The sequence below is a fragment of the Ciceribacter thiooxidans genome, from assembly GCF_014126615.1.
In the GTDB taxonomy this organism is placed as follows: Bacteria; Pseudomonadota; Alphaproteobacteria; order Rhizobiales; family Rhizobiaceae; genus Allorhizobium; species Allorhizobium thiooxidans.
This window is the reverse complement of the sequence record NZ_CP059896.1, coordinates 1,646,892-1,660,201: the sequence shown is the minus strand read 5'-3', so window position 1 is coordinate 1,660,201 and position 13,310 is coordinate 1,646,892. Positions and strand designations below refer to the sequence as shown.

At 63.8% G+C, this 13,310-nt stretch carries 12 protein-coding genes; 5 read left to right on the top strand and 7 right to left on the bottom strand.

The annotated features are described in order from the left end of the window. Positions 1 to 12: 12 nt before the first annotated feature. The 5 genes from H4I97_RS07860 to H4I97_RS07840 form a co-directional block, all read right to left on the bottom strand. Positions 13 to 1,296: an efflux RND transporter periplasmic adaptor subunit gene (locus H4I97_RS07860; protein WP_182307340.1), complete on the bottom strand. Its 1,284-nt coding sequence runs from the start codon at positions 1,294 to 1,296 to the stop codon at positions 13 to 15. Between the two features lie 198 nt (positions 1,297 to 1,494). Then, positions 1,495 to 2,412 carry an ROK family protein gene (locus tag H4I97_RS07855; protein ID WP_182307339.1) on the bottom strand — a complete coding sequence of 306 codons (918 nt, stop codon included), beginning with the start codon at positions 2,410 to 2,412 and terminating at the stop codon, positions 1,495 to 1,497. Then, positions 2,409 to 3,587: an N-acetylglucosamine-6-phosphate deacetylase gene (gene nagA, locus H4I97_RS07850; protein WP_182307338.1), complete on the bottom strand. Its 1,179-nt coding sequence runs from the start codon at positions 3,585 to 3,587 to the stop codon at positions 2,409 to 2,411. Before nagA ends, H4I97_RS07855 begins: the two co-directional genes overlap by 4 nt. Next, positions 3,584 to 4,606 carry an SIS domain-containing protein gene (locus H4I97_RS07845; RefSeq protein WP_182307337.1) on the bottom strand — a complete coding sequence of 341 codons (1,023 nt, stop codon included), beginning with the start codon at positions 4,604 to 4,606 and terminating at the stop codon, positions 3,584 to 3,586. Before H4I97_RS07845 ends, nagA begins: the two co-directional genes overlap by 4 nt. Before the next feature lie 22 nt (positions 4,607 to 4,628). Continuing rightward, entirely contained in the window at positions 4,629 to 5,381 is a 753-nt protein-coding gene (locus tag H4I97_RS07840) for a GntR family transcriptional regulator (protein ID WP_182307336.1), read from the bottom strand. A 442-nt stretch (positions 5,382 to 5,823) separates the two neighbouring features. On the opposite strand from H4I97_RS07840, the gene H4I97_RS07835 reads away from it, so the two are divergent. The 5 genes from H4I97_RS07835 to H4I97_RS07815 all read left to right on the top strand — a co-directional run bounded on the left by H4I97_RS07835 (position 5,824) and on the right by H4I97_RS07815 (position 11,261). Then, the gene (locus H4I97_RS07835) at positions 5,824 to 7,005 is read left to right on the top strand and encodes a Gfo/Idh/MocA family protein (protein WP_182307335.1); all 1,182 of its coding nucleotides are present in this window, start codon (positions 5,824 to 5,826) and stop codon (positions 7,003 to 7,005) included. 8 nt (positions 7,006 to 7,013) lie between these two features. After that, positions 7,014 to 7,898 carry a carbohydrate ABC transporter permease gene (locus H4I97_RS07830; RefSeq protein WP_182307334.1) on the top strand — a complete coding sequence of 295 codons (885 nt, stop codon included), beginning with the start codon at positions 7,014 to 7,016 and terminating at the stop codon, positions 7,896 to 7,898. Beyond that, positions 7,895 to 8,752 (top strand): carbohydrate ABC transporter permease, encoded by an 858-nt coding sequence (locus tag H4I97_RS07825; RefSeq protein ID WP_182307333.1) that lies wholly within the window; start codon positions 7,895 to 7,897, stop codon positions 8,750 to 8,752. Before H4I97_RS07830 ends, H4I97_RS07825 begins: the two co-directional genes overlap by 4 nt. A 93-nt stretch (positions 8,753 to 8,845) precedes the next feature. Then, entirely contained in the window at positions 8,846 to 10,033 is a 1,188-nt protein-coding gene (locus tag H4I97_RS07820) for an ABC transporter substrate-binding protein (RefSeq protein ID WP_378143298.1), read from the top strand. A gap of 97 nt (positions 10,034 to 10,130) precedes the next feature. Beyond that, entirely contained in the window at positions 10,131 to 11,261 is a 1,131-nt protein-coding gene (locus H4I97_RS07815) for an ABC transporter ATP-binding protein (protein ID WP_182307331.1), read from the top strand. A gap of 12 nt (positions 11,262 to 11,273) precedes the next feature. Here H4I97_RS07815 and H4I97_RS07810 read toward each other — a convergent pair whose 3' ends face one another. Together H4I97_RS07810 and H4I97_RS07805 are read right to left on the bottom strand one after the other, a co-directional pair. Continuing rightward, entirely contained in the window at positions 11,274 to 11,714 is a 441-nt protein-coding gene (locus H4I97_RS07810) for a GFA family protein (protein ID WP_244658739.1), read from the bottom strand. A gap of 102 nt (positions 11,715 to 11,816) precedes the next feature. After that, entirely contained in the window at positions 11,817 to 13,286 is a 1,470-nt protein-coding gene (locus H4I97_RS07805; RefSeq protein WP_182307330.1) for a M81 family metallopeptidase, read from the bottom strand. Between the last annotated feature and the right edge of the window lie 24 nt (positions 13,287 to 13,310).

The window sequence follows — 13,310 nt, the reverse complement described above, 5'->3', positions numbered from 1 at the left end:
CGTGCGCTCCGCTCAACCGTTCTTAGCCGTCGCGTCGGTGATCACGAGATCACCTTCGGCGAGCTCACCCTTGGTCACGACCGTGTTCTGACCGTCGCTGGCGCCGATCTCGATGTTGACGGCGGTTGCTACGCCGTTGCGCATCACCCATATCGTGCGTTCGCTGCCCTGTGGCTCTGCCGTGGTGAGCGAACCCATCCGCGGCGGGCGGAACATGCTGAACACGCCGCTGCTCCTTCCGGGTTTCACTGTCAGCGTTTCCGGCGGCGTGTAGCGCAGGGCCGCGTTTGGAATCAGGAGTGCATCCTTGATTGACTGGACCACGATGTCGGCCGTTGCGGTCATCCCTTGCCGCAGCAACATCTCGTCGTTTCTAACCTTCAGGATGCCCATATAGGTCACGACGTCGTTCACCGTTTCGGAGGCATAGCGGATTTCGGTAATTTCGGCCGGAAAGCGTTTGTCAGTAAAGGCGTCGACGGTGAAGGTTGCGGTCTGGCCGACCGCCACCTGACCGACATCCGCCTCGTCGATATCCACCTGCAGTTCCATTTCCTTCAGGTCGCCGGCAATGGTGAAGAGCTTCGGCGCCTCGAGCGAGGCGGCGACCGTCGCACCGGGGTCGACGGCACGCGAGAGAACGATGCCGTCGATCGGCGACACGATGGTCGCCTTGGCGAGGTTGACCTTGGCGAGATCCAGCGAGGCCTCCGCCGAGATGACGTCGGCCTTTGCGCTTTCGACCGTCGCGACGGCGGCCTCGTAGGTATAGCGGGCCGAGTCGAGATCCTGCTGGGTGGAGACACGGTTGCCGACCAGGCTGGTGAGGCGGTCGAGCGAGACCTTCGCCGACTTCTGGTCGGCTTCCGCCTTGGCGACTGTCGCCTTCGCCGACAGTAGCTTTGCCTCGGCGCTCTTCACGTCGGCCTGAAGTTTCGCAGTGTCGAGCCGCGCGACCACCTCGCCCTTCTTCACCGGGCTGTTGTAATCGACCAGAACGTCGCGAACGGTACCGGAGAGCTCGCTGGAGACCTCGACGCTGACCGTCGGTTCGATCGAACCCGTCGCCGTGACGATGACGGTCAGATCGCCCTTCTTCGCCTCGGCGGTCGTATAGCTATAGGTCGTCGGCTGGCTGCTGTAGAGGTAATAGCCGACGCCAAGCGCCGCGACCACGGCGACGGCGAGGCCGCGCCACAGCCACCGTCTGCCGCCGCGGGTGCGCGAGCTCTCCAGCAATTTCGCCAGTTCAGCCTGCCCGGCGTCGGGCGCCGGCCTTTCCCCGATGTCGTTCATCTTCCGTCCATCGCACACAGTTCCGAAATATCTTCGATCGGTATCGGACAATTTCCGCGCGCAGGGATTGACCGAAATCAAATACCGCGACGCGACATGCCCGCGACGACTGACGATCGTGTGTCGCACAAGACGGTTACAAGCCATAATGAAATATCGGTAATGGTAGACTTGGGCCCGGATGCGGTGGTGATGCGCCTAACCAGCCGCCGTGGCGGCATTCAGTCCTAGCAGTGCCGCGCCGATCAGCCCGGGTTCCATGCGGCACTCGGCCGGAACGACGATCGGCCGGGAGAAACGGCGAAGCGTGCGCCCCCGAACAGCGTCATCGATGGCGGCAAGCAGGGCACGGGCATTCGAGAGCCCGCCGCCGACCGGCAGGATCGTGGCGCCGGTCACGTTGACGACGAGCGCCAGCGGGCTTGCGATCACGTCGACATAGACGTCGATCGTCCGGACAGCTGCGGCGTCACCCTTCGACCAGTCCTCGATGATCTCTTCGCTCGTGAGCGTCACACCGTGAATGTGGCTGTGCAGCTTTTCCAGCCCGCGTGCGCTGCAGGTCGCGTCGATGCACCCCTTCTGTCCGCAGCCGCATGCGAACCGCGGCAGGTGCACTGGCGGATTTCCGGCCTCGGTCGCTGCAACAGGGCCGTGTCCCCATTCGCCGGCAAAGCCGCCGTCGCTGTTGATGAGCCTGCCGTCGATGACCAGACCGCCGCCGACACCGGTGCCGAGGATGACGCCGAACACGACCCTATGGCCGCGCCCGGCGCCCAGCCCGGCCTCCGCCAGAACGAAGCAGTCCGCGTCATTGGCAACGACCACCGGGAGCTTCAGCGCCGCCTTGAGGTCGGCGGCCAGCGGACGCCCGTGAATGCAGGGAATGTTGGCGACGACGGCGCATCCAGTGTCAGGATCGATGATCCCGGCGATCGAGAGTGCGATACAGTCGGGCTGACCGCCCGCCGCGTCAATCACCGTGCGCAGCGCCGCGACGAAGGCGTCGAAATCGCTCGCCGGGGTCGGAATGCGCGGAAATTGACTGATATCGTCTGGACCGGTCGCGACGGCGCCCTTGATCGCGGTTCCGCCGATATCGAAGCAGACGATCATCGGGCGTTTCCGGCTGCCGTTGCGTCGTAGACACATTCGCCGTCGATCCAGGTGGAACGGAGGTCGAGATCCGGCGACAGGACGATGAAGTCGGCGTCGCAGCCGGGCACAAGCCGGCCCTTCGAAACGGCTCCGATCGCCTCCGCCGGATAGGCGCTCGCCATCCTGAGGGCTTCCTCGAGAGGCAGGTCGAGCATCCGGTGCGCGCGACGCACACTGGCCAGCATGTCGATGTCGGCGCCAGCCAGCGTGCCGTCGGCGAGCGTCAGGCGGCCGTCGCGGCGGTAGACCCGGCGCCCGTTGAGTTCGAAACCGGTCTCGTCGCTGCCGATGCTCGACATGGCGTCCGTGACGAGGAAGATGCGTCCGGGGCCGCGTTTCGCCCTCAGCGCCACGCCCATCGTCACCGGATCGACGTGAAAGCCATCGGCGATCAGGCCGCAATGGAACGCGCCTTCGGAAAGGGCGGCACCGACAAGCCCGGGTTCCCGGTTGCCGAGCTGGCTCATTGCGTTGAAGAGATGCGTGACGAGGCTTGCACCGGCTTCCACGTAGGCTCCGACGTCGGCCGTCCTGCAATCGGTATGGCCGAGGCTCACTCTGAAGCCGGCGTCGACCAGCGCCCGCACCTGTGCCGGCGTCACGTTCTCCGGCGCCACCGTCGTCATGGCGTGGCCGATCCGGCGGCCGCAGGCGACCAATGCCGCGAGGTCTTCGCCAGTCATCGGACGAACGAGCGCGGGGTCGTGCGTGCCCTTGCGAGCGAGCGACAGGTGAGGTCCTTCGAAATGGAGCCCGAGATAGCCCGGCAGACCTTGCGCTGCCGCTTCCGCTGCCGCCTCGATCGCTTGTCCCCGGACGTCCGCCGTATCGGTGATCAGCGTCACCATCAGTGATGTCGTGCCGAAACGGGCATGGGTGTTGCAGATGGTGCGGATGCCATCGAGCGTCGGCGCGTTGTTGAAGAGCACGCCACCGCCGCCGTTCACCTGAAGATCGACGAAACCCGGCACGACCGTTGCGTCATCGAGGATGAGGAGCCGGCAGCCGGCGGGACGTTCCGTCGCCGGCAGCAGGGTCGTGACCTTGCCCTCCTCGACGATGAGCCCGGTATCGGTCAGGAACTGCTCGCCGTCGAAAATGCGGCTCGCGGTGATGAACAGGGGCGTGCTCATCTGGTCTCGGTCACTTTCTTGAGCGCCGCCGGTTTGTCTGGATCGAAGCCGCGGGCGCGCGACAGGGCTTCGACGAAGCCATAGTAAGGCACGACGAGCGCCAGCGCATCGGTGAGCGGATGACCCGTCGCGACGAAGGGCAGGGCGTGGGCGCCCGCGGCGGCGCCGGAGGTGATGAAGCAGGCGGCATTCTTCGCGGCGAGCGCCGAGACCGTCCCGGCGATCGATGTTTCCGCCTTGTCCCGTGCGGCGAAGGCGACGACGGGGAAATCCCGCTCAACCAGGGAGACGGGACCGTGCAGAACCTCCGCGGAGGAATAGGCCTCGGCGTGGAGCTCGCAGGTTTCCTTGCATTTCAGGGCCGCCTCGGAAGCGATCGCGAGCGTCGGGCCGCGGCCGAGCATGTAGAGCGAGTCCGTTCTGGACAAGGGTTCGAGCATGCCCGCCCAGTCGAGGCCGAGCGCGGCTTCCAAGCGGCCCGGCAGTTCCGCGACGGCCCGGCCGAGTTCGGCACTGCCGCTCCAGGCCGCTATGATCGCAAGCCCCGCGACGGCCGAATTGACGAAGGATTTCGTCGCCGCGACGGCGATCTCCGGCCCTGCTTGTATATCGATTGCAAGCGATGCTGCACGCGCAAGCGGCGAGGGCACGGTGTTGACGAGCGCGAGCGTCAGCGCACCACCGGTCCGGCTTCCCTCGGCCATCGCGACGATATCGGGGCTCGCGCCCGATTGAGAGACGGCAAAGGCGGCCGCCCGGCCGAGTTTCATCGGCGCGCCGTAAATAGAGGCAAGCGACGGGCCGAGCGAGGCGACGGGCAGCCCGAGCTCCAGTTCTACCGCGTATTTCAGGAAGTGGGCCGCATGGTCGGACGAACCCCGGGCAATGGTCACGACGACGCGCGGGTCGCGCTCGCGGAGCGCGCGGCCGGCCGCTGCGATATCGTTTGCCGAGCGTTCCAGAAGCCGCGCCGCGGCAACCGGGATCTCGTTGATTTCCTCTCGCATCTTTGTCGGCATCAGTTCGTCCGGAATTGGTGTTCTAGGGGGAGCCGATCGTCAGTTCGGCGACGAGGTCGTAGGCATCGCTGCGGTAGAGGGCACGCGACATTTCCATGACGCGGCCGGATTCGAGATAAGCGATACGCTGGACGGCGAGTGCTGCCGAACCCGGCGGCATGCCGAGTATCTTCGTCTCGTCGTCCGTCAGCACGACCGCAGATATGCGCTGGTTGGCCCGGATCGGACGGAACCCGCGCGAAAGCAGCAGCTTGTAAAGCGAATCCTCTATTGCCTCCGGGTTCGGCAGGATGTCGTCCGGCAGGCTCGTGCGTTCGAATGCGATCGGCATCTCGTTTGCCGTCCGCACCCTGACGAGGCGTGCGACGCGCGCACCTCCGACGAGCCCCAGCATCATCGTTTCCTCAGGCGTCGGAAAGAAGAGGCCGCGCTCGATCCAGATCGAGCCCGCCACCATGCCACGCCGGCGCATGTCCTCCGTGAACGACGTCAACTGGCTGAGTGGCTGCTGCATCCGCGGCACCGGCGCAACGACGAACGTACCCGAGCCCCGCCGCCGCACCAGAAGCCCCTCGGCAACGAGATCGTCGATCGCCTTGCGAACCGTCACGCGACTGATCTGGGCGACATCGGCGATGTCCCGTTCCGCGGGCAGGGCGTCGCCATGTTTCAGCCGACCCGAAGACATCGCGTCCTGGATCATCTTCTTCAGCCGCACATAGAGGGGGCCGCCACGAACGCTCTGCAACTGCTCAAGGGGAAGTGTCTCGCTCATGATCGGTGTGTGCCCCAAGCGTCGGTGGGGAACAAGCGCCAATTGCCGGCCAAGGTCGAAATCGTCGCAGCGTACATCGGCGCCTTTCAAGTTGCGGGGACCCGAACAATACCAACTAAGGACCTTTGCGGCAAATGGTTTTGCTAGATGTTACCAAAATGTCATCATCGACAAGAAAGTTTTGAGCAAAATCAGCTAATTACGCATCTGGGAAACAAAATGTGGCCACATACGGTAGACGATTGGGCTCTATTTGGTATTGTATATTAACCATTCCGGCGGGCGCCACGCAAAATAGGCGGCACACAAGAGTAAAGCAGGTGAGGGTTTGCCGGATGAAAACAACTTTCACGAATATCTGCGCGGACTCCATTCAGAGTTGACGGACATAGCAAGTCGGCGCAGTCTATGAAAAGTAATTGCATAAACAGGGAACGAAGTCATGAAAGTCGCCGTCATCGGACTGGGATTCCGTCTCGGCTATCTGGGACGAATCCTCAGTGAGATCGATCCGGATTTCGAGATCGTCGGTTATGTCGATCCGGCGCCCGCCGGTCTGGAGGCGCTCGAGCAGCGCGGCATTTCGTCCGGCCGCTCCTATCCCAGCCCCGAGGCGCTGATCGCGGGCGAGAAATTCGACCTTCTGATGATCGGCTCGCCGAATCACCTCCATCTGGAACATATCCGCATCGGTCTCGAGGCCGGGCTGACCGTCTTCACCGAGAAGCCGATCGTCGTGTCGATAGAGGAGAGTTATGCGCTCGCCTCGCTGCTGGCGAAATACGGCCATGACCGACTTCTGGTCGGCCTCGTCTTGCGCTATTCGCCGCTCTATCGCGACCTGCGCAGAGCGCAGGCGGAGGGGCGTCTCGGCGAGGTCGTGTCGATAGAGGCGTCCGAGCACATCGAGCCCTATCACGGCGCCTTCTTCATGCGTGACTGGCGTCGTTACGGACGCTACGCCGGCGGCTTCATGCTGGAAAAATGCTGCCACGATCTCGATCTCTACAACGGTGTCGTCGGTGCGCGCCCGCGGTTCGTGGCGAGCTTCGGTGGTCGCAAGAGCTTTGTGCCGGAAAACGCGCCGGCGGCCACCGGCGCCAACGATCTCGAAGTCTATCATCGCAAGCCGAGCGGCTGGATGGGGTCGGACCGGGTCTTCGACAGCGACGCCGACATCATCGACTACCAGACCGCGATCGTCGAATACGAGAACGGTGCCTCGATGACCTTCCACACCAATCTCAACGTGCCGGACCAGTTCCGTCGCTTCTGCGTGATCGGCTCCAAAGGCATGGCCGAAGGCGATTTCGTCCGCGGCTACATGAACGTCCACGATGCCCGCACCAACGAGAAGACGGTCGCCAACACCTACACGGCGCCGTCCGACGAGTCGCAGCATTACGGTGCCGACGAGCAGATGGCGGCCGACGTGCTGGCCTTCGTCGAAGAGGGGCGGCCGCAGCCGGTTTCGGCCATCGATGCGCTCGAGGCCGGCATCCTGGCGCTGGCGATGGACGAGGCACGGCTTGGCCGCAAGGTGATCGACCTCGCGCCGGTCTGGGCGACGTTTGATGCTTGTCTTCAGGGGCGCGAGGTTCCGCTCGCCGCCCGTTCCGCCTGAGGTTCGCCATGCAGGCCAGACGAAGCGCCATCATCTTTGCCTGGTTGCTGCTCGCGCCGGCGGTCTTCTATGTCGCGACGATCGTCGCCTATCCGCTGGTCGACACCGTGATCCTGTCGTTCACCGACGCTTCGCTGAAGCGTGTGACCAACTGGGTCGGCTGGGTAAATTACGACAAGATCTTCAACGCGACCTTTGCCGAAGTGATCCTGCGAACCTTCGTCTGGACGTTCTTTTCGGTGACGATCAAGATGGTCATCGGCACCTTCGGCGCGACCATGCTCAATACCGCGGTGCCGGGCCGCGCAATCTTTCGCGTGTTGACCATGCCGCCGTGGATCGTGCCGATGGCGATCGGCATCTTCATGTGGGGCTGGATGTACAACGGTCAGTTCGGCATGATTTCGGGCCTGCTGCAACGCTTCGGCTTCGTCGACGGACCGGTCGCCTTTCTCGCCCACGGTTCGACTGCCTTCTGGGCGACGATCTTCACCGACGTCTGGATCGGCGTGCCGATGGTGACGCTCTATATGCTCGCCGCCATCCAGGCCATTCCGCAGGATCTCGACGAAGCCGCCTGGACGGACGGAGCCGGCCGCTTCTACCGCTTCCGTCGCATCACCCTGCCGCTGCTGCTGCCGGCAATGATCACCATGTCGATGATCTCGCTGATTTCGACCTTCAATTCCTTCGACATCATCTGGATCCTGACCCAGGGTGGACCGACCGGCGAAACGACGACGATGATCATCGACACCTACCGCACGGCGATCGGGTCGAAGAAGTACGGGGAGGGCGCTGCCCGCGCGGTGCTGATCTGCATCTTCCTGTCGATCTTCTGCATTGCCTACTTCCGCGTGACCAGCCGCCTTGCCGTCGGAGAGAAGCGATGAGACAGCCGAGTTCCATGATCAACCGCTACCGGTGGTACGAGATCGCCGGCATCTATACCGGCATCGCGATCTTCCTCACCTTCGTGCTCGCACCTTTCGTCGAAGGTTTCCTCGTTTCGCTGAAGCCGCTCAGCCAGCTCTTCTCCTCGCCATACCGCTTCTGGCCGGAGAACGGTTCCTTCGAGGCCTACCGCACCATGTGGGTCAGCGTGCCGGGCTTTGCCCGCTACATCTTCAATTCGTTCTTCATTTCCGGCGTGGCGACCCTGGTCGTGCTGCTGCTCGTCGTCCCGGCCGCCTATGCCTTCGCGCGCTTCGATTTCCGGGGCAGGGGGCCGCTGCTTGGCGCCTTCCTTGCGGTCAACATGTTCTCCGGCGCCGTTCTGCTCATCCCGCTCTTCCGGCTGATGCGCTCCTTCGGCGTCCTCAACACCTATCTCGCGATGATCGTCCCCGGCGCCGCTTTCCTGATCCCGACGGCGATCTGGCTGCTGCGGACCTACATGATGCGCATCCCGAGGGAGCTCGAGGAAGCCGCCTATGTCGACGGCGCCGGCTATTTCTACACCTTCCGGCGGGTGGTCCTGCCGCTTGCCGCACCCGGCATCGCCGTCGTCGCCATCACCACCTTCATCGGCGCCTATGCCCAACAGTTCATCTTCGCGCTGACCTTCAATTCCAAGACCGAGTACATGCCGCTGCCGATCGGGCTCTTTGCCTATTTCGGGCGGCAGGAGGTGGTCTGGAACGAATTGATGGCCGCAAGCTTCGTCGGCATAGCGCCGGCGCTGATCGTGATCTTCTTCCTGCAGCGCTACCTAGTGAGCGGGCTCACCGCCGGCGCCGTCAAGTAGGAGACGACCTGCACATCTGAAATACCGAAGACCAACCTGTCAAAATAAGGGGAACCGCAGATGAAAAGGACTTTTAGCATTCTCGCCGGCGCAATGGTGCTGCTCGCCGGCTCGGCACTGCCGTCGCTTGCTGCCGACCAGGAGATCAGCTGGATCTATTGCGGCGACAAGATCGACCCGATCCACGAGAAGTACATCAAGGAATGGGAAGGAAAGAACGCCGGCTACAAGGTCGTTCCGGAAGTCGTCGGCTGGGCGCAGTGCCAGGACAAGGCGACGACGCTCGCCGCTTCCGGCTCTCCGGCAGCCCTCGCCTATGTCGGTTCGCGGACGCTGAAGGAATTCGCCGAGAACGACATGATCGTTCCGGTGCCGATGACCGACGAGGAGAAGGCGAGCTATTATCCGAACATCGTCGACACCGTCACCTTCGACGACACCCAGTGGGGCGTGCCGATCGCCTTTTCCACCAAGGTCCTCTACTGGAACAAGGATCTCTTCAAGCAGGCGGGCCTCGATCCGGAAACCCCGCCGAAGACCTGGGCCGAAGAGATCGCCTTTGCCAAGCAGATCAAGGAGAAGACTGGCATCGCCGGTTACGGCCTGCCGGCGAAGACCTTCGACAACACGATGCACCAGTTCATGCACTGGGTTTACACCAACAATGGCAAGGTGATCGACGGCGACAAGATCGTCATCGACAGCCCGGAAGTGCTGGCCGCGCTCCAGGCCTACAAGGATATCGCCCCTTATTCCGTCGAAGGCGCGACCGCCTACGAGCAGAACGAGATCCGCGCGATCTTCCTCGACGGCAAGGTCGGCATGATTCAGTCCGGCTCGGGAGCCGCCGCTCTTCTGAAGGAGCGCGACATCAACTGGGGCATCGCGCCTCTGCCGCTCGGGCCTTCGGCCAAGGGTGAGGGGACATTGCTGATTACCGACAGTCTCGTGGTCTTCAAAGGTTCGGGCGTCGAGGACAAGGCGACCGAGTTCGCCAAGTTCATCACCTCTCCCGGTCCGCAGGGCGAATATGAGCTGCAGGGCGGTGCCGGCCTCACGCCGCTGCGTCCCGGCCCGAAGGTCGACGAGTTCGTCGCCAAGGATCCTTACTGGAAGCCGCTGATCGACGGCATTACCTATGGCGGCCCGGAACCGCTGTTCACCGATTATCGCGGCTTCCAGAACGTGATGATCGAGATGGTGCAGTCGGTCGTGACCGGCAAGGCCGAACCCGCGGATGCCCTGAAGAAGGCCGCCGCCGAACTCGACCAGTACAAGTAAGCTGCAAGACGGTCGCGGGCGAAAGCCCGCGACCTCGCTTTCGCAGGAACGGCCGGCACCCGCACGCAGGACGCCGGCAGCGTGGAGAAACAGGGACGTGGGTCAGCTTAATCTCAACAGGGTCGTCAAGTCCTACGGGCATTTCGAAGTCATCAAGGGCGTTTCGCTCGAGATCGGTGACGGAGAGTTCGTCGTCTTCGTCGGTCCTTCCGGCTGCGGGAAGTCGACGCTTCTGCGCATGATCGCCGGGCTCGACGACACCAGCGGCGGCGATATCGTCATCGATGGCGAGCGGGTCAATGACAGGCCGCCGGTTGAGCGCGGCATCGCCATGGTCTTCCAGTCCTATGCGCTCTATCCGCACATGTCGGTGTTCGAAAACATCGCCTTTCCGCTGCGGGTCGAAAAGATGCCGGAGGCGATGATCCGCGAGAAGGTTGAGGCGGTCGCGACGATCCTGAAGCTCGAACAGCGGCTCGAGCAGCGACCGGGCATGCTCTCCGGCGGCCAGCGCCAGCGCGTGGCGATCGGCCGGGCGATCGTCCGGGAGCCGAAGATCTTCCTGTTCGACGAGCCGCTTTCGAACCTCGATGCAGCCCTTCGCTCGGATATGCGGATCGAGCTCACCAAGCTGCATCGCGACCTTCAGGCGACGATGATCTATGTCACCCATGACCAGGTCGAGGCGATGACCATGGCCGACCGCATCGTCGTGCTGAACGCCGGCGACGTGGCGCAGGTCGGCGCGCCGCTCGAACTCTATCACAAGCCACAGAACCTTTTCGTCGCCGGCTTCATCGGCAATCCGAAGATGAACTTCGTGCCCGTGACCTGCACCGCGGTCGGCGAGGACGGGGTCATGATTTCCTATGAAGGGCAGTCGGCGACGATCGCCGTCGAAGCGCCGGCCGGTCTCGTCGGCGAGACACTGACGCTCGGTATCCGCCCGGAGCATACGACTCTTGCTGCCGGCGACCTCGCCATCCGCGTCGTGCCGTCGGTGATCGAGCGGCTCGGCATCAATACGGTCGCCTATGCGAGCCTGCCCTCCGGTGAACCCTATTGCGCGCTCTTGCCGGGCTCGGCACCGATCCGTGCCGACGAGCCGATGCTGACCGGCATCATGGCGGCGGACTGTCACCTCTTCGATCCCTCGGGGCGTGCGCTGGAGCGGCGTATCGACTGGCGCCGGTTCGAGCTGCCGGCCGCCGTGACCGCTGCGGAATGACGCCCGGACAGTTCACTCAGTCGGAAAACCCTCGTACTGGGGAAGGTCGTCGGTGATTTCGTACCATGGCGCCTTCGAGCCGACGAAGATGTGCATCGCCGGCCGGATCGAAGGAACGTCGATCAACGTGCCCATCGGCAGGTGCACCTTCACGGTACCGCGCTCGGCGATCCACGAATAGATGAGAGAACCGCAGGTGCGGCAATGCATGTCGTGGATACCGTCCGGATCGCCGTGCCGGAAGAGGTTGTCCGTACCGGCCGTAACCTCGAAATCCTCGACCGCAACGCCGGCGATCGGCTTGAAGGCCGAACCGGTGGTCCGCCGGCACTTCGAACAGTGGCAGTTGATCGCGTAGAGGAAATTGTCCGCGACCTCGTAGGTGACGGCCCCGCACATGCAGCCGCCGCGCAGCCGCGGCGCCTTCCGCAACTCTCCTTCGAATGCAACCATGCCTTTTCTCCTCCCGATGCGAGACAGTCGCGGTCGCGCACGCGCGACAGGCTACCACACCATGCCGTGGGCGACGACCGTCAGTGCCGGCTGGCGCCGATCTCATGCGACCTCGGCGCCGTGCGGATCGGCCGTCATCGGCCATATGTCGCGCCTCGCACGCCGGTAGGGATTGGTTGCCGGGTCGTTCGGGTAGGGGGAGCCGGCGGAGCAGTAGAGGATTTCCGACGCGATCTTCGAGAACGCGGCGTAGAAGTGGTTCGTCGACTTGATCACCAGGATGCGCTTGCTCTGCGGATTGATGCCCAGTGCGGTGAAAAGCGACGGATCGTAGCTCTGCACCCGGACGCTGCTCAACACGATGTCGATGCCTGCAAGGCGGATGTGTGCGGCGTCCCCGAAGGGGGCCACGCTCTCGCCAAAGCGCATTTCGGCATTCGGCACGACGCGCACGACCTCGACGAGCCCGTCGATGGGATTGCCGGTACCCGGCGCGGATTTCGCCCCGAAACGCAAGGGGATTTCCGCCCCTTCACCGGCCGCCATGCAGAGCTGGACGGCGATCGGGTCCCAGATCATGCCGACGGCCACGTCGGTCGCGCCGCGCGAAAGGAGCTCCTCCACGATCACCGTCGAATCGCCTGCGGTGCCGCCGCCGGGATTGTCCCACATATCGGCGATGACGACCGGGCCGCGGGTGGCAGCAAGCGCCCGGCTCACGGCCTCCTTCTCGTCGATCTGCGGCATCATGAACGTGCCGCGTTTCGAAAAGAGTTCGAGCCCGAGTTCGCGGGCGAGGTGTGCGCCTTTCTCGGGTTTCGCGTCGGTGACGGCGATCATCTTCGTGCCGAGTTCCGGTACGTCCCCGGCCATGAAGCCGTGGATGACGGAGAGCGACAGGACATCTTCGTCCTCCGCCTCGATCGCCATCAGTCTGTCGACGAAGGAGCGCATCGGTTCCCTGGAGGTCGGAAAGACGTCGATCATCCGGCAATCGAACACGGACATGACCGGTTTCACCCGGCCCTCCAGCGCATCGACCGTTATCCTCCACAGATCCTCGGCGCGAGCGACGAAATCCGTATGCGGGAACTCCTTGAACACGACGAAGAAATCGGCCGCCGCCACGCGCTTTGCCGTCAGATGGCTGTGCGGGTCGAGCTCGGCGCAAAGCAGCACGTCCGGCCCGATGATCTCGCGGATGCGCGTGAGAAGGTCGCCCTCCGGATCGATGTAGCCGGCCGCGACCATGGCTCCGTGCAGGCCAAGCACCACGGCGTCGACCGGCATCGCCGCCCGCAACTGGTCGAGGATTTCGTCGCGCAGGCCCTCATAGGTCGCGCGGTTGACGAGGCCGGCGGGGTCGGCCCAGGTCGCCGTTCCCTCGATCAGCGTCCAGCCCTTCCCGGCTGCAACCCGGCGGCCGACGGTGATCGGTGCGGTGCAGAGCGTCGGCGTCTGCGGATGCGTGCCGGGTGGGGCGTAAAGAGAATCCTCGAAAGCGCGCCGGTCGATGCAGATGGGCGAGAAGGTGTTGGTTTCAGTTGCAAGGGCGGCGGTGAAGATGCGCAAGACGATGGCCTTCGGTGTCGTGAG